This is a genomic window from Pseudomonas sp. (assembly GCF_030698175.1).
Taxonomy (GTDB): domain Bacteria; phylum Pseudomonadota; class Gammaproteobacteria; order Pseudomonadales; family Pseudomonadaceae; genus Aquipseudomonas.
The window spans coordinates 72,040-96,748 of the sequence record NZ_JAUYNT010000001.1 but is presented as its reverse complement, the minus strand read 5'-3'; the positions used below and the strand labels follow the sequence as shown (position 1 = coordinate 96,748).

Genomic DNA, 24,709 nt, shown 5'->3' with positions numbered 1-24,709 from the left:
GACCTTGGTGTCGCGCTGCGGTGGGCTGTGTGGCAAATATTGAGCGGTGGTTAGTGCGCGGCGCTGGTGCCACTGGTGGCGCCGGCCGGTAGGTGGCGGGTAAAGAGTACCGCCAGCATGCTGATGCCGAGGGCAATGCCGATAAAATGGAAGGCGTCATTGTAGGCCATGATGGCGGCCTGCTGGTGGGTCATTTCACTGAGTTTGGCCAGCGCGGCCTGCTCGCTGCCGAGTTTGTCGGCCCAGAAGCTCAGGCGTTCGGCGACCTGCGGATTGCTCGGCACCAGGGCTTCGCGCAGGTAATCGAAGTAGGTTTTGGCGCGGTTGTCGATCAGGGTAGCGATCAGCGCAATGCCAATGGCGCCGCCCAGGTTGCGCAAGATATTGAACAGGCTGCCGGCGGAACCGGCGTCCTCTGCGCGCAGATAAACCGTGGCAATCAACGACAGGGTGACCATCACGAAGGGCAGACCGATGGCGCGCAGAATCTGAATTTGGTTGAGTTGGTCGCCGGCAAAATCCGGATTAAGTACTCCGGAGGCGAAGTTGGCAAAACCGAACATGGCAAAGCCGAAGGCGCACAGCCACTTGGGTGAAATGTGCTTCATGATCAGCGGCACCAACGGGATGATCAGCAACTGCGGCGCGCCCATCCACATGATCACTTCGCCGATTTGCATGGCGTTGTAGCCCTGGATTTGCGCCAGATACAGCGGCAAGGCATACACCGAGCCATACAGACCTATGCCTAAGCCGACGCTGGAAATACTCGACAAACCGAAGTTGCGATTGCCGAGGATGCGCAGGTTGATCAGCGGGTTGTCGCGGGAAAACTGCAAGATCACAAACAGAATCAGGCTGATCAAGGCGGTCGAGCCGAGACCGACAATAAAGTCGGACTCCAGCCAGTTGTTGCGGTGGCCTTCTTCCAGAAACACCTGCAGGCAGCCCAGTCCTAGGGCCATGGTCAGGATGCCAGGGTAATCGGCGGTATTGAGCATGCTCCACTGGGTGGGTTTTTTCTCCAGGCTGTAGAGCAGCCCGGCAATCATCAGCAGGCCGGGTGGCACGTTGATGTAGAAAATATATTCCCAGCCAAAACTTTCGGTCAGCCAGCCGCCCAAAGTTGGGCCGATGGCCGGGGCGAAGGTGGCGGTCACGGCAAACAAGGCCATGCCCTTGGCTCGATGGTGCTCGGGCAGTTTGATCAGCGTCATGGTGAACGCCAGCGGAATCAACGCGCCGCCGGTGAAGCCCTGAAAGGCGCGAAAGACGATCATGCTCTCCAGATTCCAGGCGGTGGAGCAGAGCAGCGAGGCGATCAGAAACAGCGCCGACACCCACACCGCCATTCGCCGCGCGCCGAACACCTGCACCAGCCAGGCGCTGAGCGGGATCATGATGATCTCGGCGACCAGGTAGGAGGTGGAAATCCACGAGCCTTCCTCTAGGGTGGCCGAAAGCGCGCCCTGAATGTCTTTCAGCGAGGCATTGGTGATCTGGATGTCGAGCACCGCCATAAAGGCGCCGAGCATCACGCTCATTACCGCAATCCAATCGCGCCGGCTGGGTTCGCCGACCGGCCGGATTAGTTCATCAGCTGCCACTGTCAGCGGCCTTGATCGAGACCTTGACCAGCACCGACATGCCCGGACGGATCTTGCCTTTGAGCGGGTTATCGGCGGCGAAGGTCAGTTTCACCGGAATGCGCTGCACCACCTTGGTGAAGTTGCCGGTGGCGTTGTCCGGAGGCAACAGGCTGAACTGCGCGCCGGAGGCGGCAAACAAGCTGTCGAGGCTGGCCTGAATCGGCTGGTCGGGGTAGGCGTCGAAGATCAGTTCGGCGGACTGGCCGACTTGCATATGGCCGATCTGGGTTTCCTTGAAGTTGGCCTGAATCCAGATGTCCTGATCGGGCACCAGTGACATCAGGTAGGCGCCGGTCTGCACGTATTGACCGTTACGGGCGGCGCGCTGACCGATGATGCCGCTAATCGGGGCGTGAATTTGCGTGCGGCTGAGGTTGAGTTCGGCCTGCGACAGTTCGGCGTGGGCGTTGGCGATCTGTGCTTCGAGGCGTTTGATCTCGGCATTCAGCGCGGCCACCTGTTGGCGCTGGGCTTGCAGGTCGGCTTGCGCCTTGCTCACCAGGGAGCGGGCCACGCGGCTGTCGGCGGCCAGGGTGGTGACGCGCTCTTCGGATACATAGCCGGGTTTGCGCAGCGCCTGGGCGCGGGATAAGTCAATTTGGGTGCGGCCGAAGGTGGCCTCGGACGCACCAACATCGGCTTGGCCGGCATCAATCAGGCTGGCTTGCTGCAACAGCTTGCTGCGCGCTTGCAGCAGTTCGGCCTCGCGGCTGGCCAGTGCGGCGCGGGCGCGTTCGATGGCCAGGCGAAAGTCCTCGGACTCCAGCTCAAGAAGTAAATCGCCTTGTTGCACGTGCTGGTTGTCGGTCACCAAGACTTTTTCGATCCGCGCACTCAGCTGGCTGGAGACTCGGGTGATTTCGCCCTGCACATAGGCGTTGTCGGTGCTTTCGATAAAACGGCCGATCAGCAGCCAATGGGCAAAAAAACCGCCGACCACGATGGCCAGCAGCGCTAGAAAAATGAATAAACGACGTTGCAAATGGGCGGACATAAAAGGCTCGGCTGACGACTGGCAGAATGTCGGTAAATCTAGCAGTGTTCCTTGTGTGCTTGTAGTCGGTAGACTTCGGAAACTTTGTTGCTTATGAGGAACAATCATGGGGCTAGATGATGCCTTGATCTTCACCCGGGTGGTCGAGTGCCATAGCTTCACCCAGGCAGCGCTTGGGCTGAACATGCAAAAGTCGACAGTCAGTCGGCGGATCGCCTTGCTGGAGGAGCGTTTGGGGGTGCGTTTGCTCAATCGCACCACCCGCAAACTGCGCCTCACCGAGGTGGGGCAGGCCTATTACGAGCGTTGCCGGCAAATCATGTTGGATTTTGCCGAGGCCGAGCAAGCGGTCATGCAGTTGCAGTTGCAGCCATCCGGCTTGCTGCGGATCACCGCGCCGATTGAATTTGGTCAGCTATTTCTGGGCCGGGTGCTGGGGGATTTTATGCGCGAATACCCGCAGATCACTGCCGAGGTTGAGCTGACCTCGCGCAAGGTTGATCCGGTCGAGGAGGGCGTCGATATCGTGATGCTGGTCGGTCAGCCGCAGGATTCGACCCTGATCGCCCGACGCCTGCTGATCAGTGCGCGCAGCCTGTGTGCCAGCCCGGCCTATTTGCAGTTGCATGGTGCGCCGCAGACGGTGGCGCAGTTGAGTGAGCATCGAGCCATTTTGCTGCCGGCGGATTCGCCGCGTTACTGGCCGGTATTGGGACAAAACATCGCCTGCCAGCGGGTGTTGTCGTGCAACAACATCACTTTTGCCCGTGAGGCGGCGCTGGCCGGGGCCGGGATTGCCGGGTTGCCGCTGATGATCAGTCGTGAAGAAGTGGCCAGCGGACGGCTGATTGAGCTGTTGCCGCAGGCGCAGCTGCCCAGCAGTGAGCTGTATGCGGTGTACCCGTCGCGGCGTTTTCAAACCATGAAAGTGAAGGCTTTCCTGGATTTTTTGCTGGCTAACCTGAGCACCGAGGTGGGGCCTTTGCTGGAGCCTTGAGTGGCGAGGCTGTAAGATTCGGGTCTTGATTGATCTGCGCTATTGCAAGCCGAGAGCCGAGAGTTTCCATGACCATTGTTCGTACCCGTATCGCGCCATCCCCGACTGGCGATCCGCACGTTGGCACCGCCTATATTGCGTTGTTCAACCTGTGTTTCGCCCGCCAGCACGGTGGTCAGTTTATTTTGCGCATTGAAGACACCGATCAGGTGCGCTCCACGCGCGAATCCGAGCAGCAGATTTTTGACTCGCTGCGCTGGCTGGGTATCGAGTGGGACGAGGGCCCGGACATCGGCGGCCCGCACGGCCCGTATCGGCAAAGCGAACGTGGCGAGATCTACAAGAAGTACTCCGATGAATTAGTCGCCAAGGGCCATGCCTTCCCGTGCTTCTGCTCGTCCGAGCGCCTCGACCAGGTACGCGCCGAGCAGATGGCCAACAAGGAAACCCCGCGCTACGACGGCCATTGTTTGCATCTGGAACCGGCCGTTGCGCAGCAGCGCATTGCCGCTGGCGAAGCCCATGTGGTGCGCATGCAGGTGCCGAGCGAGGGTGTTTGCGTGGTGCCGGACATGCTGCGTGGCACGGTGGAAATCCCTTGGGATCGGATGGACATGCAGGTCTTGATGAAGACCGACGGTCTGCCGACCTACTTTCTGGCCAACGTAGTGGATGACCATTTGATGGGCATCACCCACGTGTTGCGCGGTGAAGAGTGGCTGCCGTCGGCGCCCAAATTGATCAAGTTGTATGAGTACTTTGGCTGGGAGCAACCGCAGCTGTGCTACATGCCGCTGTTGCGTAACCCGGACAAGAGCAAGCTGTCCAAGCGCAAGAATCCGACCTCGGTGACCTTCTACGAGCGCATGGGCTTTCTGCCCCAGGCGATGCTCAACTATCTGGGGCGCATGGGCTGGTCGATGCCGGATGAGCGGGAGAAATTCAGTCTGGCTGAGATGATCGAGCACTTCGATATTCAGCGGGTCTCCCTCGGTGGGCCGATCTTCGACATGGAGAAGTTGTCCTGGCTCAACGGTCAGTGGCTGCGTGAACTGAGTGTCGAGACCTTTGCCGCCGAAGTGCAGAAGTGGGCATTCAATCCCGAGTACCTGATGCAGATCGCCCCGCACGTGCAGGGGCGGGTCGAGACTTTTAGTCAGATCGCCCCGCTGGCCGGGTTTTTCTTCGCCGGTTCGGTACCGCTGGACGCCAAACTGTTTGAACACAAAAAGCTGTCGCCTGAGCAAGTGCGCCAACTGATGCAATTGATTTTGTGGAAGCTCGAAGCGCTGCGTCAGTGGGACAAAGAGCGCATCACCGGCTGCATTCAAGCGGTGGTTGAGTCGCTGGAACTGAAGTTGCGCGATGCCATGCCGCTGATGTTTGCGGCCATCACCGGCCACGCCAGTTCGGTCTCGGTGCTGGATGCGATGGAGATCATCGGGCCGGACATGACCCGTTTCCGCTTGCGTCAGGCCCTTGAGTTGCTGGGCGGCGCATCGAAGAAAGAAGTCAAAGAGTGGGAGAAATTATTGGCGGCAATCGCCGGTTAATTGCGCTCCGGCCGCCGGATTATGCCGGTGGTCGGGGGGTAAGTGGTTGTTCTAGCAGCATAAACAAAGTCTGTTAAGCTAAATGGGTGTTGACAGACACAAGGGCCGCGCTTAACATGCGCCCCGTCCTTGAATGGGGGTATAGCTCAGCTGGGAGAGCGCTTGCATGGCATGCAAGAGGTCAACGGTTCGATCCCGTTTATCTCCACCAATTCTTGAATCTAGAGCTGGCCACCTCGGCTTTAGGTAGTTACACAGAAGGTTTTGCGTCCCCTTCGTCTAGTGGCCTAGGACACCGCCCTTTCACGGCGGTAACAGGGGTTCGAGTCCCCTAGGGGACGCCATTTTCAAACCGCAGTGCTTCGGTGTTGCGGGTCGAGAGACGTTAAATCTGGGGGTATAGCTCAGCTGGGAGAGCGCTTGCATGGCATGCAAGAGGTCAACGGTTCGATCCCGTTTATCTCCACCAATTATTGAGCCTAACGCTGGCCACCTCGGCTTTAGGTTGTTGTAAATAGAAGGATTTGTCCCCTTCGTCTAGTGGCCTAGGACACCGCCCTTTCACGGCGGTAACAGGGGTTCGAGTCCCCTAGGGGACGCCATATTTAGTTTTCCCGGTTTTCGGGTTCAGGGGTCATCCATTGGATGGCCCCTTTTGTTTGCCTGGATTTTTTCCGGGCAAGAAAACTTGTCCCTTGAGCGATCCTGGCGGTTAGCTGCCCTGGTTATTACGCCGCGGAGCGGGAGGGCGCATGATGATGGTTTCAACTCTGCTGTCCTGAGGCTGCCGTGAGCCAATCCCCTGCAATCATTCATGCCTTTAGCGAGCGCCGCGACTGTGTGCAGGCGCTGAGTGCCGAGCTCGCCGCGCAACTGCAGGCCGCGCTGAGCGCCAAGCCGCGCGCCAAGATGCTGTTGCCGGGTGGTAGCAGCCCGCAATTGTTGCTGCCGTTGCTGGCCGAGGCTGCGCTGGATTGGTCGCGGGTGGATCTGAGTGCCACCGATGAACGTTGGGTGCCGGCGGCCGATCCCGCCAGCAACCTGCGCTTGTTGCAGCAAGGCTTGCCCGCCGCGGTTTGTTTAGATCCACGTCAGGAGGCGAGTCCAGAGCTGGCTGTCCAGGCCTGGGGGGCGCAGCTGTGCACTTGGCTGCCGCTGGATTTGGTGCTGCTGGGCATGGGCGAAGATGGTCACTTTGCCTCACTGTTCCCGCAGATGCCGGGGGTGGCGGCGGCTCTTGACCCAGACTGCGAACCCGCCGCGCTGCTGGCGCAAGCGCCGAGCGAGCCACGCGTGCGGCTATCGACCAATTTGGCCCTATTGGCCAGTAGTCAGTGGTTGGGGCTCTTGGTGTTTGGCGCGGTCAAGCGCGAGATGCTCGAGGCGGTGCTCGCCGACATGCCGGCCAGTCGCGCTTGGCCGGTGCATGCGCTGATCTGGCGGACGACGCAACGGGTGCAGATCTTTTCCGCGCCCTGAGCCGTTACACTCGGCATTAATAGCTGTGTGAATAAACAGGATTGGCCATGTTGAGTGTCATTATGGCGACTGGATCGAAGTGGATACTCTACGTGGACTGTTGCAAGTTGAGTTAAGTGCCGCCTGGAAGACCCGGCCGATCAGGGCGCAACGAGTTTGGACTGGGACTCATAACATGGGAGTTAGAGCTATGCAGTTGAGCATTGAACAGGTACTCAAGCGCGCTCGCCCGGTATTGCCGGTGCTGGTGATTGAAGATGTCAGTCTGGCGCTGGATCTGGCGCGGGCGCTGTATGCCGGTGGCGTCGAGGTGCTCGAGGTAACCCTGCGTACCCCGCGAGCGCTGGATGCGCTGGCCGCGATTCGCCAAGAGCTGCCGCAGTTGCTGGTGGGCGCCGGCACACTGATCCACAGCGAACAGTTTCTGGAAGCCCGCGAGGCCGGTGCGCAGTTCGCGGTCAGCCCCGGCTGTACCGAACGCTTGGCTGCAGCGGCGGAAGATTCAGGGCTGCCGTATTTGCCGGGGGTGATGACACCGTCGGAGATCTTGCTGGCGCTCGAATACGGTTATCGCTCGCTGAAGTTGTTCCCGGCTGACGGCAGCACCAGCGTGAAGATGCTGAAAAGTTTCAAAGGCCCCTTCACCGGCATTAGTTTTTGCCCCACTGGTGGGGTGACACCGGACAATCTACTCAGCTTTTTGCGCTTGCCGAATGTCGCCTGCGTCGGTGGTACTTGGCTGGCACCGAGTAATTTGGTCCGTGCTCGGGCTTGGGATCAAATTACCCAACTGGCTTGCGAGGCTCGCGAAAGCGCCGCGCGCTTGGATCAGCAGTCATGAGTTGGGACTTGCCGACACCCTTTGTCATCGATCTGACGGTTAGCCCCGAGGATATCGACGGCCTTGGGCATGCCAACAACGCCGTCTATGTCAGCTGGCTGGAGCGCTGCGCCTGGCGGCATTCGCAGTACCTGGGCTTGGACCTGTGTGAGTACCGCCGGCTCGACAGGGCCATGGCGGTGTTGCGTCATGAGATCGACTATCTAGCCAGCGCCTATGAGGGCCAGCAATTACAGATGGCCACCTGGATTGTCGAGTCTGACCAGCGCTTGAAGATGACCCGCCGTTTTCAGCTGTGGCGCCCGGAAGACGCCAGCACCTTGCTGCGCGCGCAGACCACCTTCGTCTGCATCGAGATCTCCAGCGGCAAACCCAAGCGCATGCCGGCGGAGTTTCTCGAGGGTTATGGCGCGGCGGTGACCGAAGCTTATCCACTGCAGCTGTAAATGAGCTGAGTGGCGATGGACTGTTCGCTGCGCTCCTGAGTCCATCCTACGTCTTGCCTTCGGTACTGGATTGTTCGTCGTTTCAGACCGCTGAACGGCGGCAGATTTTGCCGTTGGCCCGAGCGCGCCTGCAGTACAATCGCCGCCCTTATTTCAGCCTGTGGATATTCTTGCGTGCAAATTGCCTTGGCGCCGATGGAGGGTTTGGTCGATGAAATCCTCCGTGATGTGTTAACCCGTGTCGGCGCTATCGACTGGTGCGTGACTGAATTTATCCGCGTCAGCGAGCGTCTGCTGCCGCTCAGTACCTTTGAAAAATTAGCCCCGGAACTGGCCAGCGGCGCCCGCACCGCCGCCGGCACGCCGTTGCGGGTGCAGTTGCTCGGCTCCGATCCGACCTGTCTGGGCGATAACGCCGCCTTTGCCTGCACCCTCGGCGCGCCGGTGATTGATCTGAACTTTGGCTGCCCGGCCAAGACCGTCAACCGTTCGCGCGGTGGTGCGGTGTTGCTCAAAGAGCCCGAGTTACTCCATCGCATCCTCTGCGAGGTACGCCGAGCAACGCCGGCGCATATCCCGGTCACCGCCAAGATGCGCCTGGGTTTTGATAGCCCCGACGCCGCCCTCGAGTGCGCGCAGGCGCTGGCAGACGGCGGTGCGGCACAGATAGTGGTGCATGCACGGACCAAAGCCGATGGCTACAAGCCGCCGGCCCACTGGGAGTGGGTGGCGCGGGTGCAGGAGGTGGTCAAGGTGCCGGTGTTTGCCAATGGTGAAGTCTGGGATCTGGACGACTGGCGCCGCTGCCGCGAGATCAGTGGCGTCGAGGACATCATGCTCGGCCGCGGCCTGGTCTCCCGCCCCGATCTGGCCCTGCAGATTGCCGCCGCGCGGGCCGGTGTTGAGGTTGCACCGATGACCTGGCTGCAGTTACAGCCAATGTTGTGCGAGTTCTGGCGGCAGGTGCGCAGCAAGATGACCGGCCGTTGCGCCACCGGGCGTTTGAAACAGTGGCTAGCGATGCTGAGCCGCAACTATCCGGAAGCCATGCTGCTGTTTCATGAAGTGCGCCGCGAGCATGACTGCGTCCGGGTTGATTTGCTGCTGGGTTTCAATGGCGCCGGCGAGGCGCTGTCGGCCTAAATTTCTGCCGTCCTTAATTGAGCGGTGGCCGTTGTTTGGCATGTGCCAGCAGGGCGCGAAAGGTCGGTAAGGGCAGGGGCTGGCTGTACAGGTAGCCCTGATACAGGTGGCAGCCTTGCAGTTGCAGTAGGGCTAGCTGCTCTTGGTGCTCAACCCCTTCGGCAATTATCTCAAGGCCCAGGCTGAGCGCCATGGCGACAATGGCGCGGATGATTTCGGCATCATTGGGGTTTTGTGTGGCGTCGCGCACGAACGACTGGTCAATTTTCAGGATGTCTACCGGCAAGCGCTTGAGGTAGGTCAGGGAAGAGTAACCGGTGCCGAAGTCGTCCATGGCAAAGCTGATGCCGAGTTTCTTCAGTTGCAGCATCTTGGCGATGGTGTCGTCGAGGTTGTGGATGACGATGCCTTCGGTGATCTCCAGGGTCAGCAGGGCGGTGTTCAGCCGACTGGCGCTCAGGCTGTGCTCAACCCGCTCGACGAAACCCGGCTGGCGGAACTGTCGCGGGCTGATATTTACGCACAAACTGAACTGCCCGGCGTTGATCAGCCCTTCGTCGAGGAGCTGGGCGCACAGATGGCAGGCTTCGCTCAGCACCCAGTCGCCGACCTCGACTATCAATCCGCTTTCTTCCAGTACTTCAATGAAGTGGATCGGCGATTGCGGGCCATGTTGCGGATGATTCCAGCGCAGCAAGGCTTCGGCGCCGATTATCTGGCCATCGCGGGCATCCACTTGGGGTTGCAAATACAACTCGAACTCGCCGCGGGCCAGGGCCAGGCGCAAGTCGTGTTCCAGGCGCAGCCGAGCGCTGGCGGCTGCCTGCATGTTTTTGCGAAACATCTGCAAGGTATTACGGCCGCTGGCTTTGGCGCGATAAAGGGCAATGTCGGCACGTTTGAGTAAGTCCGTCGGGGTGTCGCCGTGATCGGGAATCAGTACCATGCCGATGCTCGGGGTGACTTGCAGGCGATGGCCGTCGAGCAGCATCGGTTCGCTCAGCAGTTGCCGCAGCTTGTTGGCGACCTCCCGCACCTGGCGCGCCACTTCGGCACGCGAACCCTCAAGCCCGGAGATCAGTACCACGAACTCATCGCCCCCCAGGCGCGCCACCGTATCTTCCTGGCGGACGCTGATTTCCAGGCGCGCGGCGACCATCTTCAGTACGGCATCGCCGAGCGGATGGCCGAGGGAGTCGTTGATGTGCTTGAAGTGGTCGAGGTCGATAAACAACAGTGCACCGCGCAAGTTGTGGCGCTTGAGCAGGGCTACTTGTTGGCTAAGACGATCCATTAACAGGCTGCGGTTGGGCAGGTTGGTCAGTGAGTCGTGGTAGGCCAGGTGTTCAATCTGCGCCTGAGCTTGCTTGAGATCGCTGATGTCGCGGGCAATCAGCAGCAGGCAAGCGGTGCCGTCGATGGTGATCGGCTGTACCGAAATCTGCGCTGTCATCAACTGGCCATTGCGACCGCGGATATGCATCTCGAGGTTGCGGGCGCAGCCGTCACTGGCGAGGGTTTCCAGTAATAATTGACGCTGCTCAGCGTCCCATAGGTTGAGTTCCAGTGAGGTACGGCCGATGACCTCTTCTGCGGGGTAGCCGCTGATCCGACAAAAGCCTTGATTGACCTCTAAAAAGCGACCGCTGCTGAGCTCGCTAATGCTGATGCCATCGGGGGATGCGTGGAAGGCTTTGGTGAATTTCTCTTCGCTGAGAATGCGCAACTGTTCTGCTGCTTGCTGCGCGCTGATGTCACGAAAGGTGGTGATCATGCAGCGTTGCCGGCCAACACGAATCAGTCGGGCGGCGATTATGCAGGTCAGTAGTTGGCCGTTCTTGGCGCGAAATTTGACAATGATATTGTTCAGTTGACCCTGCGCCATCAGTTGTTTACCCAGCTGTTTGCGCAGTTCGAGGTCGAGCCAAAAATCTATTTCCAAGGCGTTTTTGCCGATGATCTGCTCTGGCTGCCAACCAAATGCCTGGGTAAAGCTTGGGTTGATCTCGATAAAAACGCCATCGCTCAGGCGGGTGACGCAAATAGGCTCGGGGCTGCCCTGGAACAACGAGGCGAATTTTTCTTCGGAGGCCACCAGTGCCTGCTCGCGCAGGGTGCGGGCGGTAATGTCGCGTAATACCCCCACCATGCGCTCGGGCTGGCCCTGAGCGTTGCGGTAGAGCTTGGCGCTGCCCTCCAGAAAATGCTGGCTGCCATCGGCATGCCGGGCGCAATAGGTGGTGCGCGTGTTGCTTTGGTGGCCGTCACGCAGTTGCTTGAAGGACGCCACTGCAGTGCGTTGGTCCTCCAGTGGAATGTGGGTAAAAAAGCTTTCCAGGGGGCCGTTATAGGTGTCGTTAGCCAGGCCGTGCAGGCTGGCGGCGCGCGCCGAGGCAAACAGTTGGTTGCTGGGCAGATGCCAGTCCCAGAGGCCCAGTTCGGCGCTCTCCAGTGCCAGTTGCAAGCGTTCCTGGCTGTCGCGCAAGGCTTGCTCTTGCTGGCGCTGGTGGCTGATGTCACGCAGGGTCAGGGCCAGGCAGACTTGTCCATCAATCAGGCACTCGGCGCCATACAACAGGTTGGTGCTGTGGTTGCCGTCGTGGTGGGTTAGTTCGACTTCCAAGTCTTCAAAGTGGCCATTGTCGGCCAGGACAGTGAGCATTGTTTGCCGGTCTAGCGGATTGCACCAGAGGCCCATTTCAAGGCTGGTGTGGCCGATGGCTTGCGCCGAGCTCCAGCCAAACTGGCGCTCAAAGGCCGGATTGACCTGCAGCAAAGTACCGGTGTCGCGCTGGGTGATGATCATGCTGTCGGGGGTGCTGCGAAACGATGCGGCAAATTTGTTTTCGCTAGCCCGCAGGGCGGCCTCGGCCTGCGCCGTGCGGCTTTCGCGCAGTAAGCCGGTCAGCTGCAGCTCGCCGTTGGCCAGTGACTGGCGCTGACCGCTGAGTTGCAGCCAGTGCATTTGCCCGTCGCTGTGCTGCACGCGGTGATGCAAGGCGGTTTCCAGGGGCAGGCCATTGATCAGCCGGCTGAGCGCCTGTTCGACGCTGGCTTGATCGTCGGGGTGCACCAATTCAAGGTAGGTCTGTGCTGCGCTGGGCGCTGGACCTAGCAGGCCGAGTAGTTGGCGGGCGGTGTTGGAGAGATAGATCCGCTTATGCGCCAAGGGCCAGCACCAAAAGCCCAGGTTTTCCTGCTCAAGCAGGCCGAGCAGGTTGCTGGCGACTTGCTGCAGTTGCGGCTCGTCCTCGCCCGGGCGTGGGTGAATCAGGGCTGAGAGCGCGGACGGCAAGTCGATCATGAGGGTGCCTGTGTTATGCGTTGAGTAGCTGCCAGGGTCGTTCTGCACTGGGGTGCGAGGGTTGCCGGGCGCTAGTCTTTGTTATTTTCAGGATTGACCTCAAGGTAGCTGTTTGGCAGCTGTGGGTGCAAGGTCGGCCTGCGCGTCGAGCAGCGCCATAAAGGCGCGGGTAGCATTGGATAGGGTGCGCTCGCTGTGCACGATATAGCCTAGCTGACGGCGCAGCTGAATACCTTCCAGCGGCAGGCGTGCTACCTGCTCATCGAGCATGGTGCGCGGCAGTACGCTCCAGGCCAGGCCGATGGAGACCATCATCTTGATGGTCTCCAGGTAGTTGGTGCTCATGGCGATATTGGGTGTTAGCCCCTGGGCTTCAAACAACCGGCGCACAATATGGTGGGTGAAGGTGTTGCCGCCGGGAAATACTGCCGGGTGCTTGGCCACATCCTTGAGGGTGATAGAGCCATTCGCCGCCAGCGGGTGTTCGGGGGCGGCAACGAAATCCAGCAGGTCATCCCACACGGCAACCGCGCGCACCGGCTCGCGGGTTTGCGGTGCCAGGGTAATCACGGCTAATTCGGCGCGGCCATGCAACACCTCTTCGTAAGCGACCTCGGAGTCGAGAAACTGAATATCCAGGGCGACGTGCGGATAGGCGCGCGTGAAAGCACGCAGCAGTGGCGGCAGGCGATGCAGGCCAATGTGGTGACTGGTGGCCAGGGTCAGTCGACCACTGATCTCGCCATTCAGATTGGTCAGGGCTCGGCGGGTATCATCCAGTACCCCGAGAATCTGATAGGCCCGTGGCAGCAGTGCGCGGCCGGCTTCGGTGAGGCTGACAACACGGCCTAAACGGTCGAACAGGCGCACCTTCAACTGTTGTTCGAGACCGGCAATGCGCTTACTGATGGCCGGTTGGGTGAGAAACAGACGCTCGCCGGCCAGGGAAAAACTGCCGGTTTCGGCGATGGCGATAAAGGCGTTAAGGCTGGCTAAATCCATGGGCGCTCCAAGTCCTGTTTCTGTATTCCTTGTGGGAATGATTTGGATAAAAAATATGAATTTGAGTTATTTATGCTAAGCCCCTAGCATCTCGTCTACAAGCTTTGCGGCTGCTTCTGTAAGCGGCTTCTCAATAGCACCACGCCTGATGAGGATTGACCGATGGCCGGTAAAACGCTCTACGACAAGCTCTGGGATGCGCACGAAGTTAAGCGTCGCGATGATGGTTCGTCGCTGATCTACATCGACCGCCATATCCTTCACGAAGTGACCTCGCCCCAGGCCTTCGAAGGGCTGCGTTTGGCTGGCCGTAAACCGTGGCGGATCGACGCCAACATCGCCACCCCCGACCATAACGTGCCGACCACCAAGGCCGAGCGCCAGGGCGGGCTGGAGTCGATCACGGACGAAGTGTCGCGCCTGCAGGTGCAGACCCTGGACGAGAACTGCGACGATTTCGGCATTCTCGAATTCAAGATGAACGACCACCGTCAAGGCATCGTCCACGTGGTCGGCCCGGAGCAGGGCGCTACTCTGCCGGGCATGACCGTGGTCTGCGGCGACTCGCACACCTCGACCCACGGCGCTTTCGGCGCGCTGGCCCACGGCATCGGCACTTCGGAAGTTGAGCATGTGCTCGCGACCCAGTGCCTGGTGGCCAAGAAAATGAAAAATATGCAGGTGTTGGTCGAGGGCCAGGTGCCGTTCGGCGTCACCGCCAAAGACATAGTGCTGGCGATTATCGGCAAGATCGGCACCGCCGGCGGCAACGGCCATGCGCTGGAATTCGCCGGTAGCGCGATTCGCGAACTGTCGATGGAAGGCCGCATGACCATCTGCAACATGGCCATCGAGGCCGGTGCGCGGGTAGGTGTAGTGGCTGCAGATGAGAAAACCATCGCCTACGTGAAAGGCCGTCCATACGCACCTAAGGGCGCCGATTGGGATGCGGCAGTTGCGGCCTGGGCCGATTTGGTCTCCGATGCCGATGCGCAGTTTGACACTGTGGTTGAGCTGGACGCAGCGCTGATCAAGCCGCAAGTCACCTGGGGCACTTCGCCTGAGATGGTCTTGCCGGTGGATGCGCAGGTGCCGGACCCGGCCGCCGAGAGCGACCCGGTCAAGCGCGATTCGATCGAACGAGCGCTTAAGTACATGGGCTTGAGCGCCAATCAGCCGATCACCTCGATCCAGTTGGATCGGGTGTTTATCGGCTCCTGCACCAACTCGCGGATCGAAGACCTGCGCGCTGCGGCCGTGGTGGCCAAGGGACGTAAAGTGGCCTCGACCATCAAGCAGGCGCTGGTGGTGCCGGGCTCCGGCTTGGTTAAAGCGCAGGCCGAGCTGGAAGGGCTGGACAAGATTTTTATCGAGGCAGGTTTTGAGTGGCGCGAACCCGGTTGCTCGATGTGCCTGGCGATGAACCCGGACAAGCTCGGTAATGGCGAGCATTGCGCCTCGACCTCCAACCGTAACTTCGAAGGTCGGCAAGGCACCGGTGGTCGCACTCATTTGGTCAGCCCGGCCATGGCTGCCGCGGCCGCAGTCACCGGACGCTTTATTGATGTACGCGAACTGAGCAACGCAGGAGCAGGCCAATGAAAGCGTTTACCCAGCACAGTGGTTTGGTCGCGCCGCTTGATCGCGCCAACGTCGACACCGACCAGATCATTCCCAAGCAATTTTTGAAGTCGATCAAGCGTTCGGGCTTTGGTCAGAACCTGTTCGATGAATGGCGTTATTTGGACGTTGGGCAGCCTGGGCAAGACTGCTCTAATCGCCCGCTGAATAAAGACTTCGTGCTCAACTTCGCCCGCTTTCAAGGCGCTAGCGTGCTCTTGGCGCGGGAAAACTTTGGTTGCGGTTCGAGTCGCGAACATGCGCCTTGGGCGTTGGAAGAATACGGTTTTCGCAGCGTAATCGCGCCGAGCTACGCCGACATCTTCTTCAACAACAGTTTCAAGAACGGCATGTTGCCGATCATTTTGACTGAGGCCGAGGTGGATGAACTGTTCCAGCAGTGCGAGGCCTGCGAGGGCTATCAACTGAGCGTCGACCTGGCCGCGCAAACCGTGACCCGTCCGGATGGCAAGGTCTATCACTTCGAGGTCGATGCCTTTCGCAAGCACTGCCTGCTCAATGGTCTGGACGATATCGGCCTGACCCTGCAGGAAGGCGAGGCGATTGCCGCCTTCGAAGCCAAGCACCGGCAGAGCCAGCCTTGGTTGTTTGGCGCGCTGTAAATTTGTGCTGCACACGCTAAGGAGGCGGCCATGAGTGACCACGAACAGGTTGTGCAACGCCAGTTTGGCGAACAGGCCGATGCCTACTTAAACAGTGTCGTGCATGCCCAAGGCAGCGAGTTTGCGTTGTTGCAGGCAGCGGTTGCCGGCCGCAGCGATGCGCGGGTGCTGGACCTGGGCTGTGGCGCTGGGCATGTGAGCTTTCACGTTGCGCCGCTGGTGGCCGAGGTGGTGGCTTATGATCTGTCCGCGCAAATGCTTGAGGTGGTGGCGCAAGCTGCGGTGGCGCGCGAGTTAAGCAATCTGCGCACCGTGCAGGGCGCCGCCGAGTGTTTGCCGTTTGCCGATGGCGAGTTCGACTTCGTGTTTAGTCGTTATTCGGCGCATCACTGGAGCGACCTAGGGCTGGCCTTGCGTGAGGCGCGGCGGGTGCTGAAACCCGGCGGCGTCGCGGCCTTTATCGATGTGATGTCACCCGGCACGCCGCTACTGGATACCCATCTGCAAACGGTAGAAGTGCTGCGTGATAGCAGCCATGTGCGCGATTATTCCTGCGTCGAGTGGCTGCGGCAGGTCGGTGAAGCGGGCTTGCAAGTGCGCAGCCATACGCGCCAGCGTCTGCACATAGACTTCAGGTCCTGGGTCGAGCGGATGCGCACGCCAGCGGTGTTTTGTTCGGCGATTTTGGCCTTGCAAGCGGCGGTGGGCGCCGAGGTCCGTGAGTATTTCGAGGTGGCCAGCGATGGCTCCTTTAGCTTCGATGTGTTGGTGCTTTGGGCCGAACGTTGAGCGGCTCTTATAAAACGAATTGATTGAGAGAGACGTAATGAGCAAGCAGATTCTGATTCTCCCAGGCGACGGTATTGGTCCGGAAATCATGGCCGAAGCGGTCAAGGTGCTAGAACTGGCCAACGACAAGTACAGCCTGGGTTTTGAGCTGTCGTTCGACGAGCTGGGCGGCGCCGCCTACGAGAAATATGGCGTGCCGCTGGCCGATGAGACCCTCGAGCGCGCCCGCGCCGCCGATGCGATTCTGCTCGGCGCGGTCGGTGGCCCGCAGTGGGACAAGATCGAGCCAGCCCTGCGCCCGGAGCGCGGTCTGCTGAAAATCCGCTCGCAACTGGGGCTGTTCGCCAACCTGCGCCCGGCGATTCTCTATCCGCAACTGGCCGATGCGTCGTCGCTGAAACCTGAGGTGGTGGCGGGGCTGGATATTCTGATCGTGCGTGAACTGACCGGCGGCATCTACTTCGGCCAGCCGCGGGAAACCCTGGTGCTGGAAGATGGCCAGCGCATGGCCTACGACACCCTGCCGTACAGCGAGAGCGAAATCAGCCGGATCGCCCGGGTCGGTTTCGACATGGCGCGGGTGCGTGGCAAGAAACTTTGCTCGGTGGACAAGGCCAACGTGCTGGCCTCCAGCCAGTTGTGGCGTACCGTGGTGATGGAGGTGGCCAAGGATTATCCGGACGTCGAACTCAGCCATATGTACGTCGATAACGCCGCCATGCAGTTGGTGCGTGCGCCTAAACAGTTCGATGTGATGGTCACCGACAACTTGTTCGGCGATATCTTGTCTGATGAAGCGTCGATGCTCACCGGCTCGATCGGCATGCTGCCGTCGGCATCCCTGGATGCCAATAACAAAGGGATGTACGAGCCTTGCCACGGCTCGGCGCCGGATATTGCCGGGCAGGGGATTGCTAACCCGCTGGCGACCATTTTGTCGGTGTCGATGCTGCTGCGGTACAGTTTCAATCTGCATGAAGCGGCAGCGGCCATTGAGCAGGCGGTGAGCCTGGTGCTCGATCAAGGCCTGCGTACCGGCGATATCTACAGCGCTGGTACCACCAAGGTAGGCACTGCGGCGATGGGCGATGCGGTAGTCGCGGCCCTGCGCGGTTTGTGATGTGTAATGTGTGATTTTTGCCGCGCGGCCACGGCTGCGCGCTGACTCTTTATTGAAGGTAGTGCTATGAAGCGCGTAGGTCTGATCGGTTGGCGGGGCATGGTGGGTTCGGTGCTGATGCAGCGAATGTTAGAAGAGCGGGACTTCGACTTGATCGAGCCAGTGTTCTTCACCACCTCCAATGTGGGTGGCCAAGGCCCGGCAGTGGGTAAAGACATTGCACCGCTGAAAGATGCTTACAGCATCGATGAGCTGAAAACTCTCGACGTGATCCTCACCTGCCAAGGCGGCGATTACACCAGTGAAGTCTTCCCCAAGCTGCGCGAAGCCGGTTGGAAGGGCTATTGGATCGATGCTGCCTCGACCCTGCGCATGGCCGATGAGTCGGTGATAGTGCTGGACCCGGTCAACCGTAAGGTGATCGACCAGTCGCTGGATGCCGGCGCCAAAGACTATATCGGCGGTAACTGCACCGTTAGCCTGATGCTGATGGCCTTGGGCGGCTTGTACGAAGCTGGCTTGGTCGAGTGGATGAGCGCCATGACCTATCAGGCGGCGAGCGGCGCCGGCGCGCAGAATATGCGTGAGCTGATCAAGCAGATGGGCGCCACCCATGCGGCGGTGGCCGATGATCTGGCCAACCCGGCCAGCGCTATTCTCGACATCGACCGCAAAGTGGCCGAGGCGATGCGCAGCGACGCATACCCGACCGATAACTTCGGTGTGCCTTTGGCCGGCAGCTTGATCCCGTGGATCGACAAAGAGCTGCCTAACGGTCAAAGCCGCGAAGAGTGGAAAGGCCAGGCGGAGACCAACAAGATTCTCGGCCGCAACAAGAGCCCGATTCCAATCGACGGTTTTTGCGTGCGCATCGGCGCCATGCGCTGTCACAGCCAGGCACTGACCATCAAGCTGAATAAAGATGTGCCGTTGGCGGATATCGAAAGCCTGATCAGCCAGCACAATCCCTGGGTCAAACTGGTGCCAAACCAGCGCGAGGCGAGCATGCGTGAGCTGTCGCCGACCGCAGTCACCGGCACCCTCAGCGTACCCGTTGGACGCTTACGCAAGATGAACATGGGCTCGCAGTACCTGGGTGCCTTCACCGTGGGTGACCAGTTGCTGTGGGGCGCGGCCGAGCCGTTGCGGCGCATGCTGCGGATTCTGCTGGAGCGTTAAGCGTTGTGGCTGGCGGCCGCGAGGTTGGTGCGGGCGCCGGTTTAACAGGCTGTTGAAAAAAGTAGCGAGCGAAGGTCAGGCAAGGCGAAATCAGCCGAAAAAGCGCAGTTTACTGGTCGTAAATGAGCATTTTTAGGCTGATTTCAACGCAGCATGGCCGAGCGCAGTAGTTTTTCAATGGCCTGTTAAAATTGCCTGGGTGCGGGGTGGCAGTTACAGTGCGCTCCCCGTTTCGCCTGAGGTCATGCTGTGAGCCAATCTTTTAATATCGCCGTAGTCGGCGCCACTGGCACGCTCGGTGAAACCCTGGTGCAGCTGCTGGAAGAGCGCGATTTTCCGCTGGGCACCTTGCACCTGCTGGCCAGCGCCGAGTCGGCTGGGCATTCGTTGCCGTTCAAAGGTAAAAATCTGCGGGTGCGTGAAGTCGAGGGTTTCGATTTTGCGCAGGTGCAACTGGTGTTTTTTGCCGCCAGCGAAAAGGTTACTAGCCGTTTTGCCCCGCTAGCCCATAAGGCTGGGTGCAGCTTGATCGATCTCAGCGGCGCTTTGCCGCTCGAACAGGCGCCGCGGCTGGTACCGGAGGCGAATGCCGAGCTGCTTGAAAGCCTCTCAGCGCCCTATCAATTGACCAGTCCGAGCCCATCGGTGGTTGCCTTGGCAACAGTGCTGGCACCATTGCGTGGCTTGCTTGAGTTGCAGCGAGTGACGGTGACGGCTTGCCTGGCAGTATCCAGTCAGGGTCGTGAGGGGGTGACTGAGTTAGCCCGGCAAACCGCCGAATTACTCAATGTGCGGCCCCTGGAGCCGCGCTTTTTTGATCGGCAAATCGCCTTTAATCTGTTGCCGCAAGCGGGCGCAGTTGATGCGTCCGGTCATGGGCTGCTTGAATTGCGGTTGGCGCGCGAGCTTAAGCAGGTATTGGCCTTGCCGAAACTGTCAGTGGCGGCCGCTTGCGTGCTAGCCCCGGTGTTTTTTGGCGATAGTTTGAGTTTGTCCGTGCAGACCGGCGCGGTGGTTGATCTGCCGGCTATTGCTACTGCTTTAAATGCGGCTGCAAGCGTTGAGTTGGTTGAGCTGGGCGATTATCCAACGGCAGTTGGCGATGCGGTTGGGCAGGATGAGATCTATGTCGGTCGGCTGCGCAGCGGGTTGGATGATTTGACTGAACTGAATTTGTCGATTGCGTCTGATAATGTGCGAAAAGGTGCTTCACTGAACGCTGTGCAAATAGCCGAGTTGTTGATAAAACACTATCTGTAAAAGATACTTAGCGTTAGATTTGAAGAATCATTCTAACTTAGCAATACTGAATTGGCTGAACGCTGGCTGGGATTCGTCGCAAGGCGCATGCAGTCAGTGACTTGAGACCCTCGCGTACGTCGAGAAAAAAAAGATAAAACAAAGGATCACGCTATGGTTCAGGTTCGCAAACTAGTACTGGCAATTGCAGCTGCTTCGGCGCTGAGCTCTGGTATGGCGCAAGCGTTAGGGCTCGGGGAAGTGTCCCTGAAGTCTTCGCTTGATCAGCCGTTGGTGGCAGAGATTGAATTGCTGGAAGTGCGCGACCTCGCCACTGGCGAGCTGATTCCAAGTTTGGCCTCGCCTGAGGACTTTACTCGGGCCGGAGTTGATCGGCAGTTTTTACTTAATGACCTTAAGTTCACGCCGGTGATCAAGGCCAATGGTAAAAGCTTTATTCGCGTCACCTCCAGTAAGCCCATACGTGAACCCTACCTGAATTTTTTAGTTGAAGTGCTCTGGCCAAGCGGTCGACTGCTGCGCGAATACACGGTATTGCTCGATCCGCCGCTGTACTCCCCGCAAACGACTGCCGCAGCTGCGCCGAGAATGCCGGTAGCAGCGCCTATGCCGCGCCCTGTAACTCCGGCGGTGCGCCCGGTTACCGCGGCAGCTCCAGCTCCAGTTGCCGCAGCTAGCCGTCCAGCAGCAGCGCCAGTTGCTGCGACATCCAACAAGCTCAGTGGCAAAGATTACAAAACCACCTCCAGCGACACCCTATGGGAAATTGCCCGTCGTCTGCCTGGCGGCAGTGCGAATGCTCATCAGACCATGCTGGCTATTCAGGACCTCAATCCGGATGCGTTCATTGGCGGCAATATCAATCGCCTGAAAAGCGGTCAGGTGCTGCGTCTACCCGATCAACAACAGATCAATAGTCGCTCGCCAAGTGAGGCGATTGCCCAGGTTAATGAGCAAACTGCCGCATGGCGCGAAGGCCGTAGCATTGCCAGCAGCGAGAACCGCCAACTGGATGCAACTAAGCGTAATGTTGCCGGTGCCGCGCCTGCAAAAACCGAAGCTAAAGACAGTTTGCAGTTGGTCGCAGCCGAGACCGGTAAGGCCGGCGCAGGTAGCGACAAGGGCGCTAATGGCGACAGCAAGGCGTTAAATGATCAGTTGCAAGTAACCAAAGAAAGCTTGGATTCAACTCGTCGTGAAAATGGCGAGTTGAAAGGTCGGATGACCGATCTACAAAGCCAGTTGGATAAGTTGCAACGTTTGATTCAACTCAAAGACGATCAGTTGGCCAAGCTTCAGGCCGACTTGGCCGCTAAAGGTAAAACAGCAGCGCAGCCGACTGCTGTGGTTGTGGCTCCCGCGCCAGCAACTAAAGAGCCTGCGGTTGCGGCACCTGCGGTAAAAGAGCCAGTTGCTGCGCCAGTACCGGTGCCAACTCCTGCCCCAGTCCCGGTGCCGGCCGTAGACGCTGGCAAGCCTGCTGCTACCCCTGCGCCAGCCACAGATTTCAACTACAGCGAAGAACCGGCAAAGCCCGCGGAAACTGTAGCGCCTGCTCCGGTTGAAGCTGCTAAGCCTGTAGTAGAAGTCGCCCCGGTTAAGCCAGTTGCCGTTGCGCCAGCTATGGCACCGGTTGCAGAACCTGAAGCGGAAAGCTTTATTGATGGTCTGCTGGCCAATCCAATGCTCCTGGCGATTGCCGGTGGTGGTGGTTTGCTGGCGTTACTGATCGGCTTGATGATGCTGTCCAAGCGTAACGCTCAGAAAGAAGCTGAGTTGCTCGAAGGCCTGCATGCAGACGATGACGAGCCGCTCGATAGTGATCTGGAACTGCCAGAAAGCAGCTTCGACGAGCTAGACACTCCGGTCGATACCGATGCTGATCTTGATGCTGCGCCTGAGCGGGTAACGGCCCAAACTGCAGACCCGCTGGGTGAGGCTGATATTTATATCGCTTATGGCCGCTTCAATCAGGCCGCGGAACTGCTGCAGAACGCCATCAATGACGAGCCACAACGCAGTGATTTGCGCCTGAAGTTGCTCGAGGTACAAGCTGAGTTGGGTGATCGCGATGGTTTTGCTCGGCAAGAAAGTGAGCTGCGTGAAATTGGTGGTGTGACTGCCGATGTCGATCAAATTAAAGCCAAGTACCCAGGCATGACTGCCGCAGCGGTAGCTGTTGGGGTTGCTGCTGCCGCGAGCAACATGGACGCTGAGTTGGATGCCTTTAGTCTGGATGATCTGGACTTGGATGAGCCTGCTGCAGCGGCTCCTGGGCAAGATATGGATGATGCGTTCGATCTAAGTTTGGATGACCTTGAGGCTGAGTTGGATAGCGACTTAGCTGCGAGCAATGCACAGGGCTCAAGCGCAGACTTTGCCGACCTGAGTCTGGATGGTGATTTTGATTTGGCTGATGAGGCGGTTAAGCCGACGGCGAATCAAGAGCTGAGTTTTGATCTTGAGTTGGATTCGCCAGTTAGCACGGCAGAAGAAGAGTTTGACCTGGCCGATTTCAGCCTGGAAATGGAAGCCGACGGTCAACCCTCTGTGGCTGGCGCCGATGAAGATTTCCTGTTGAGCCTGGATGATGAGCCTGCGGCAGTGACTAATGACTTTTCTGCGCTGAGCCTGGATTTGCCGGCAGACGAGCCGGCGGATGCGCTTGACCTGCCAGCAGACTTCGATCTGTCTTTGGCTGAAGAAGCGCCGGCAGTGGTAAGCACTGACAGCTTTGCCGCTCATCTTGATGAGGTGACGGCTGAGCTTGAGCAGTTGGCGAACAACCTCGATCAACCAGATGCTATGGATGATCTAGACGCGCCACTGCTTGATCTTGAGTCTGCCGAAGGCCTGGATGGCGATGACGACTTCGACTTCTTGTCCGGCACCGATGAGTCGGCCACCAAGCTTGACTTGGCCCGTGCCTACATCGATATGGGCGATACCGAAGGGGCGCGCGACATTCTCGATGAGGTTGTTGCCGAGGGCAGTGACACTCAACAACAGGAAGCGCGCGACTTGATCGCCCGTCTCACTTGATCAATGACTGAAGCAGTATTACCAGTGGCAGCCAATGTGGCTGCCACTGGCATTTTCAGGGTGGCCCTCGGGATTGAGTACAAGGGTTCGCGCTATCGTGGTTTTCAGCGCCAGCGAGCAGGCGTGCCAACCATCCAGGAAACCCTAGAAAACGCCCTGTCGAAAGTCGCGGGCGGCGCGCCGGTTAGGCTGAGCTGCGCCGGTCGCACCGATGCATCGGTGCATGCCAGTGCCCAGGTGGTGCACTTCGACACCAGTGTCGAGCGCAGCCTGCATGCCTGGGTGATGGGCGCCAATATGAATTTGCCGGCGGACATCAGCGTGACTTGGGCCAAGCTAATGCCGGCACATTTTGACGCACGCTTTAGCGCCAAGGCGCGGCGCTATCGCTATGTGATTTACAACGATCAAATTCGTCCCGCGCATATGGCCGAAGAAGTCACCTGGAATCACCGACCCTTGGATGTCGAGTTGATGCGCAGCGCCGCCTTGCAATTGGTGGGCACCCATGACTTCAGTGCGTTTCGTGCGCGCCAGTGTCAGGCTAAGTCGCCGATCAAAACGGTTCACCATTTGCAGTTACAGACCTTTGGCCGACTGATTGTGTTGGATATTCGTGCCAATGCCTTTTTGCATCATATGGTCCGTAATATCGCTGGCGTGTTGATGACCATAGGTGCCGGTGAGCGCCCGGTTGAATGGGCGCGTGAGGTGCTGGAAGGCCGCGTGCGTCGCACTGGCGGGGTAACGGCGCATCCTTTTGGTTTGTATCTGGTGCAGGTTGAATATGCCCAGGACTTTGATTTGCCGGTGCGTTATCTCGGCCCGCATTTTTTATCCGGGTTACCGGATGTTATGGTCGACCTTGAGTAAAGTTTCGCAGTCATGCCCATAGTCTGAGGTAGCCCTAAGGTGTCAGTCGTACGCAGCAAGATCTGTGGCATCACCCGTATCGAGGACGCATTGCTCGCGGTGGCCGCTGGAGCCGATGCCTTGGGTTTTGTGTTCTACTCGAAGAGCCCGCGGGCTGTTAGCGTTGAGCAGGCGCAGGCGATTATTGCGGTCCTGCCACCCTTTGTGACTACGGTGGGCTTGTTTGTTAATGCCAATCGGCGCGAGTTAACTGCGCTGCTTGATGGGTTGCCGCTGGATCTGTTGCAGTTTCATGGTGATGAGACTCCGGCCGATTGCGCCGGTTATCAGCGTCCCTACATCAAGGCGTTACGGGTTAAACCGGGTGATGATATTGCCCAGCTGGCTGCGCCCTATGAGCAGGCTTCGGGGATATTACTCGACACCTTTGTGCCTGGTGTTCCAGGTGGCACTGGCGCCGCATTTGATTGGTCATTGGTGCCGCACAACTTGTCCAAACCGGTGATACTGGCGGGCGGGCTCACGCCACAAAATGTGTTTACCGCTATCGAGCAAGTGCGCCCTTATGCGGTGGACGTCAGTGGTGGGGTAGAGGCGAGCAAGGGCATCAAAGATGCTGGCAAACTTGAGGCTTTTTTACGCGAAGTTCGCCGGGCCTAATGCTCGAACGGGCGTGCTGGAATGTTACTGAGGCATGGCTTTGCGGCTGATAGTGCTATGTGACGACCGCAGATGCTTGGCCGTCCATCAAGCTGCAATCAAGCATTTGCTCGGGTCTGCACTGCATGGCCGAGG

19 protein-coding genes and 4 tRNA genes are annotated in these 24,709 nt (G+C 59.1%); 19 read left to right on the top strand and 4 right to left on the bottom strand.

The window, feature by feature from the left end; translation table 11 throughout:
- Nucleotides 1-50: 50 nt before the first annotated feature.
- Both Q8R10_RS00380 and Q8R10_RS00375 read right to left on the bottom strand, forming a co-directional pair.
- Nucleotides 51-1,544, bottom strand: a complete 1,494-nt coding sequence (locus tag Q8R10_RS00380; protein ID WP_305649980.1) for an MDR family MFS transporter — start codon at nucleotides 1,542-1,544, stop codon at nucleotides 51-53.
- 52 nt (nucleotides 1,545-1,596) lie between these two features.
- Nucleotides 1,597-2,643: an HlyD family secretion protein gene (locus Q8R10_RS00375; RefSeq protein ID WP_305649978.1), complete on the bottom strand. Its 1,047-nt coding sequence runs from the start codon at nucleotides 2,641-2,643 to the stop codon at nucleotides 1,597-1,599.
- Nucleotides 2,644-2,749: 106 nt separating this feature from the next.
- On the opposite strand from Q8R10_RS00375, the gene Q8R10_RS00370 reads away from it, so the two are divergent.
- The 10 genes from Q8R10_RS00370 to Q8R10_RS00325 all read left to right on the top strand — a co-directional run bounded on the left by Q8R10_RS00370 (nucleotide 2,750) and on the right by Q8R10_RS00325 (nucleotide 9,102).
- Entirely contained in the window at nucleotides 2,750-3,640 is an 891-nt protein-coding gene (locus Q8R10_RS00370) for a LysR family transcriptional regulator (RefSeq protein ID WP_305649977.1), read from the top strand.
- A gap of 68 nt (nucleotides 3,641-3,708) precedes the next feature.
- Nucleotides 3,709-5,193 (top strand): glutamate--tRNA ligase, encoded by a 1,485-nt coding sequence (gene gltX, locus Q8R10_RS00365; protein WP_305649976.1) that lies wholly within the window; start codon nucleotides 3,709-3,711, stop codon nucleotides 5,191-5,193.
- Nucleotides 5,194-5,328: 135 nt separating this feature from the next.
- Nucleotides 5,329-5,404 (top strand) — tRNA-Ala (locus tag Q8R10_RS00360).
- A gap of 57 nt (nucleotides 5,405-5,461) precedes the next feature.
- Nucleotides 5,462-5,537, top strand: a tRNA-Glu gene (locus Q8R10_RS00355).
- Between the two features lie 49 nt (nucleotides 5,538-5,586).
- Nucleotides 5,587-5,662 (top strand) — tRNA-Ala (locus tag Q8R10_RS00350).
- Nucleotides 5,663-5,719: 57 nt separating this feature from the next.
- A tRNA-Glu gene (locus Q8R10_RS00345) sits at nucleotides 5,720-5,795 on the top strand.
- Between the two features lie 187 nt (nucleotides 5,796-5,982).
- A complete protein-coding gene (pgl, locus tag Q8R10_RS00340) occupies nucleotides 5,983-6,672 on the top strand; it encodes a 6-phosphogluconolactonase (protein ID WP_305649975.1) in 690 nt (229 codons plus the stop codon).
- 190 nt (nucleotides 6,673-6,862) lie between these two features.
- On the top strand, nucleotides 6,863-7,513 hold the full coding sequence (locus tag Q8R10_RS00335) for a bifunctional 4-hydroxy-2-oxoglutarate aldolase/2-dehydro-3-deoxy-phosphogluconate aldolase (protein WP_305649974.1): 651 nt from the start codon (nucleotides 6,863-6,865) through the stop codon (nucleotides 7,511-7,513).
- Nucleotides 7,510-7,959 carry a thioesterase family protein gene (locus Q8R10_RS00330; RefSeq protein ID WP_305649972.1) on the top strand — a complete coding sequence of 150 codons (450 nt, stop codon included), beginning with the start codon at nucleotides 7,510-7,512 and terminating at the stop codon, nucleotides 7,957-7,959. Before Q8R10_RS00335 ends, Q8R10_RS00330 begins: the two co-directional genes overlap by 4 nt.
- A gap of 174 nt (nucleotides 7,960-8,133) precedes the next feature.
- Nucleotides 8,134-9,102, top strand: a complete 969-nt coding sequence (locus tag Q8R10_RS00325; protein WP_305649970.1) for a tRNA-dihydrouridine synthase — start codon at nucleotides 8,134-8,136, stop codon at nucleotides 9,100-9,102.
- Nucleotides 9,103-9,115: 13 nt separating this feature from the next.
- Here Q8R10_RS00325 and Q8R10_RS00320 read toward each other — a convergent pair whose 3' ends face one another.
- Complete coding sequence (locus Q8R10_RS00320; protein ID WP_305649968.1) at nucleotides 9,116-12,406, bottom strand: EAL domain-containing protein; 3,291 nt, start codon at nucleotides 12,404-12,406, stop codon at nucleotides 9,116-9,118.
- A 99-nt stretch (nucleotides 12,407-12,505) separates the two neighbouring features.
- Nucleotides 12,506-13,408, bottom strand: a complete 903-nt coding sequence (locus Q8R10_RS00315) for a LysR family transcriptional regulator (RefSeq protein WP_305649966.1) — start codon at nucleotides 13,406-13,408, stop codon at nucleotides 12,506-12,508.
- A gap of 162 nt (nucleotides 13,409-13,570) precedes the next feature.
- On the opposite strand from Q8R10_RS00315, the gene leuC reads away from it, so the two are divergent.
- From leuC to Q8R10_RS00270, 9 genes are all read left to right on the top strand, one after another.
- Nucleotides 13,571-15,010 carry a 3-isopropylmalate dehydratase large subunit gene (gene leuC / locus Q8R10_RS00310; RefSeq protein WP_305649964.1) on the top strand — a complete coding sequence of 480 codons (1,440 nt, stop codon included), beginning with the start codon at nucleotides 13,571-13,573 and terminating at the stop codon, nucleotides 15,008-15,010.
- Nucleotides 15,007-15,651 (top strand): 3-isopropylmalate dehydratase small subunit, encoded by a 645-nt coding sequence (leuD, locus tag Q8R10_RS00305; protein WP_305649962.1) that lies wholly within the window; start codon nucleotides 15,007-15,009, stop codon nucleotides 15,649-15,651. The genes leuC and leuD overlap by 4 nt, the downstream gene beginning before the upstream one ends.
- Nucleotides 15,652-15,681: 30 nt before the next feature.
- A complete protein-coding gene (locus Q8R10_RS00300; protein WP_305649960.1) occupies nucleotides 15,682-16,440 on the top strand; it encodes a class I SAM-dependent methyltransferase in 759 nt (252 codons plus the stop codon).
- Nucleotides 16,441-16,477: 37 nt separating this feature from the next.
- Nucleotides 16,478-17,560: a 3-isopropylmalate dehydrogenase gene (leuB, locus tag Q8R10_RS00295; protein WP_305649958.1), complete on the top strand. Its 1,083-nt coding sequence runs from the start codon at nucleotides 16,478-16,480 to the stop codon at nucleotides 17,558-17,560.
- Between the two features lie 66 nt (nucleotides 17,561-17,626).
- Nucleotides 17,627-18,739 carry an aspartate-semialdehyde dehydrogenase gene (gene asd / locus Q8R10_RS00290; protein WP_305649956.1) on the top strand — a complete coding sequence of 371 codons (1,113 nt, stop codon included), beginning with the start codon at nucleotides 17,627-17,629 and terminating at the stop codon, nucleotides 18,737-18,739.
- A 249-nt stretch (nucleotides 18,740-18,988) separates the two neighbouring features.
- Nucleotides 18,989-19,999, top strand: a complete 1,011-nt coding sequence (locus Q8R10_RS00285; RefSeq protein ID WP_305649954.1) for an aspartate-semialdehyde dehydrogenase — start codon at nucleotides 18,989-18,991, stop codon at nucleotides 19,997-19,999.
- A 153-nt stretch (nucleotides 20,000-20,152) separates the two neighbouring features.
- Nucleotides 20,153-23,041: a FimV/HubP family polar landmark protein gene (locus tag Q8R10_RS00280; protein ID WP_305649952.1), complete on the top strand. Its 2,889-nt coding sequence runs from the start codon at nucleotides 20,153-20,155 to the stop codon at nucleotides 23,039-23,041.
- A 3-nt stretch (nucleotides 23,042-23,044) separates the two neighbouring features.
- Complete coding sequence (truA, locus tag Q8R10_RS00275) at nucleotides 23,045-23,914, top strand: tRNA pseudouridine(38-40) synthase TruA (protein ID WP_305649951.1); 870 nt, start codon at nucleotides 23,045-23,047, stop codon at nucleotides 23,912-23,914.
- A gap of 39 nt (nucleotides 23,915-23,953) precedes the next feature.
- Entirely contained in the window at nucleotides 23,954-24,574 is a 621-nt protein-coding gene (locus tag Q8R10_RS00270; protein WP_305649950.1) for a phosphoribosylanthranilate isomerase, read from the top strand.
- Nucleotides 24,575-24,709 lie beyond the last annotated feature (135 nt).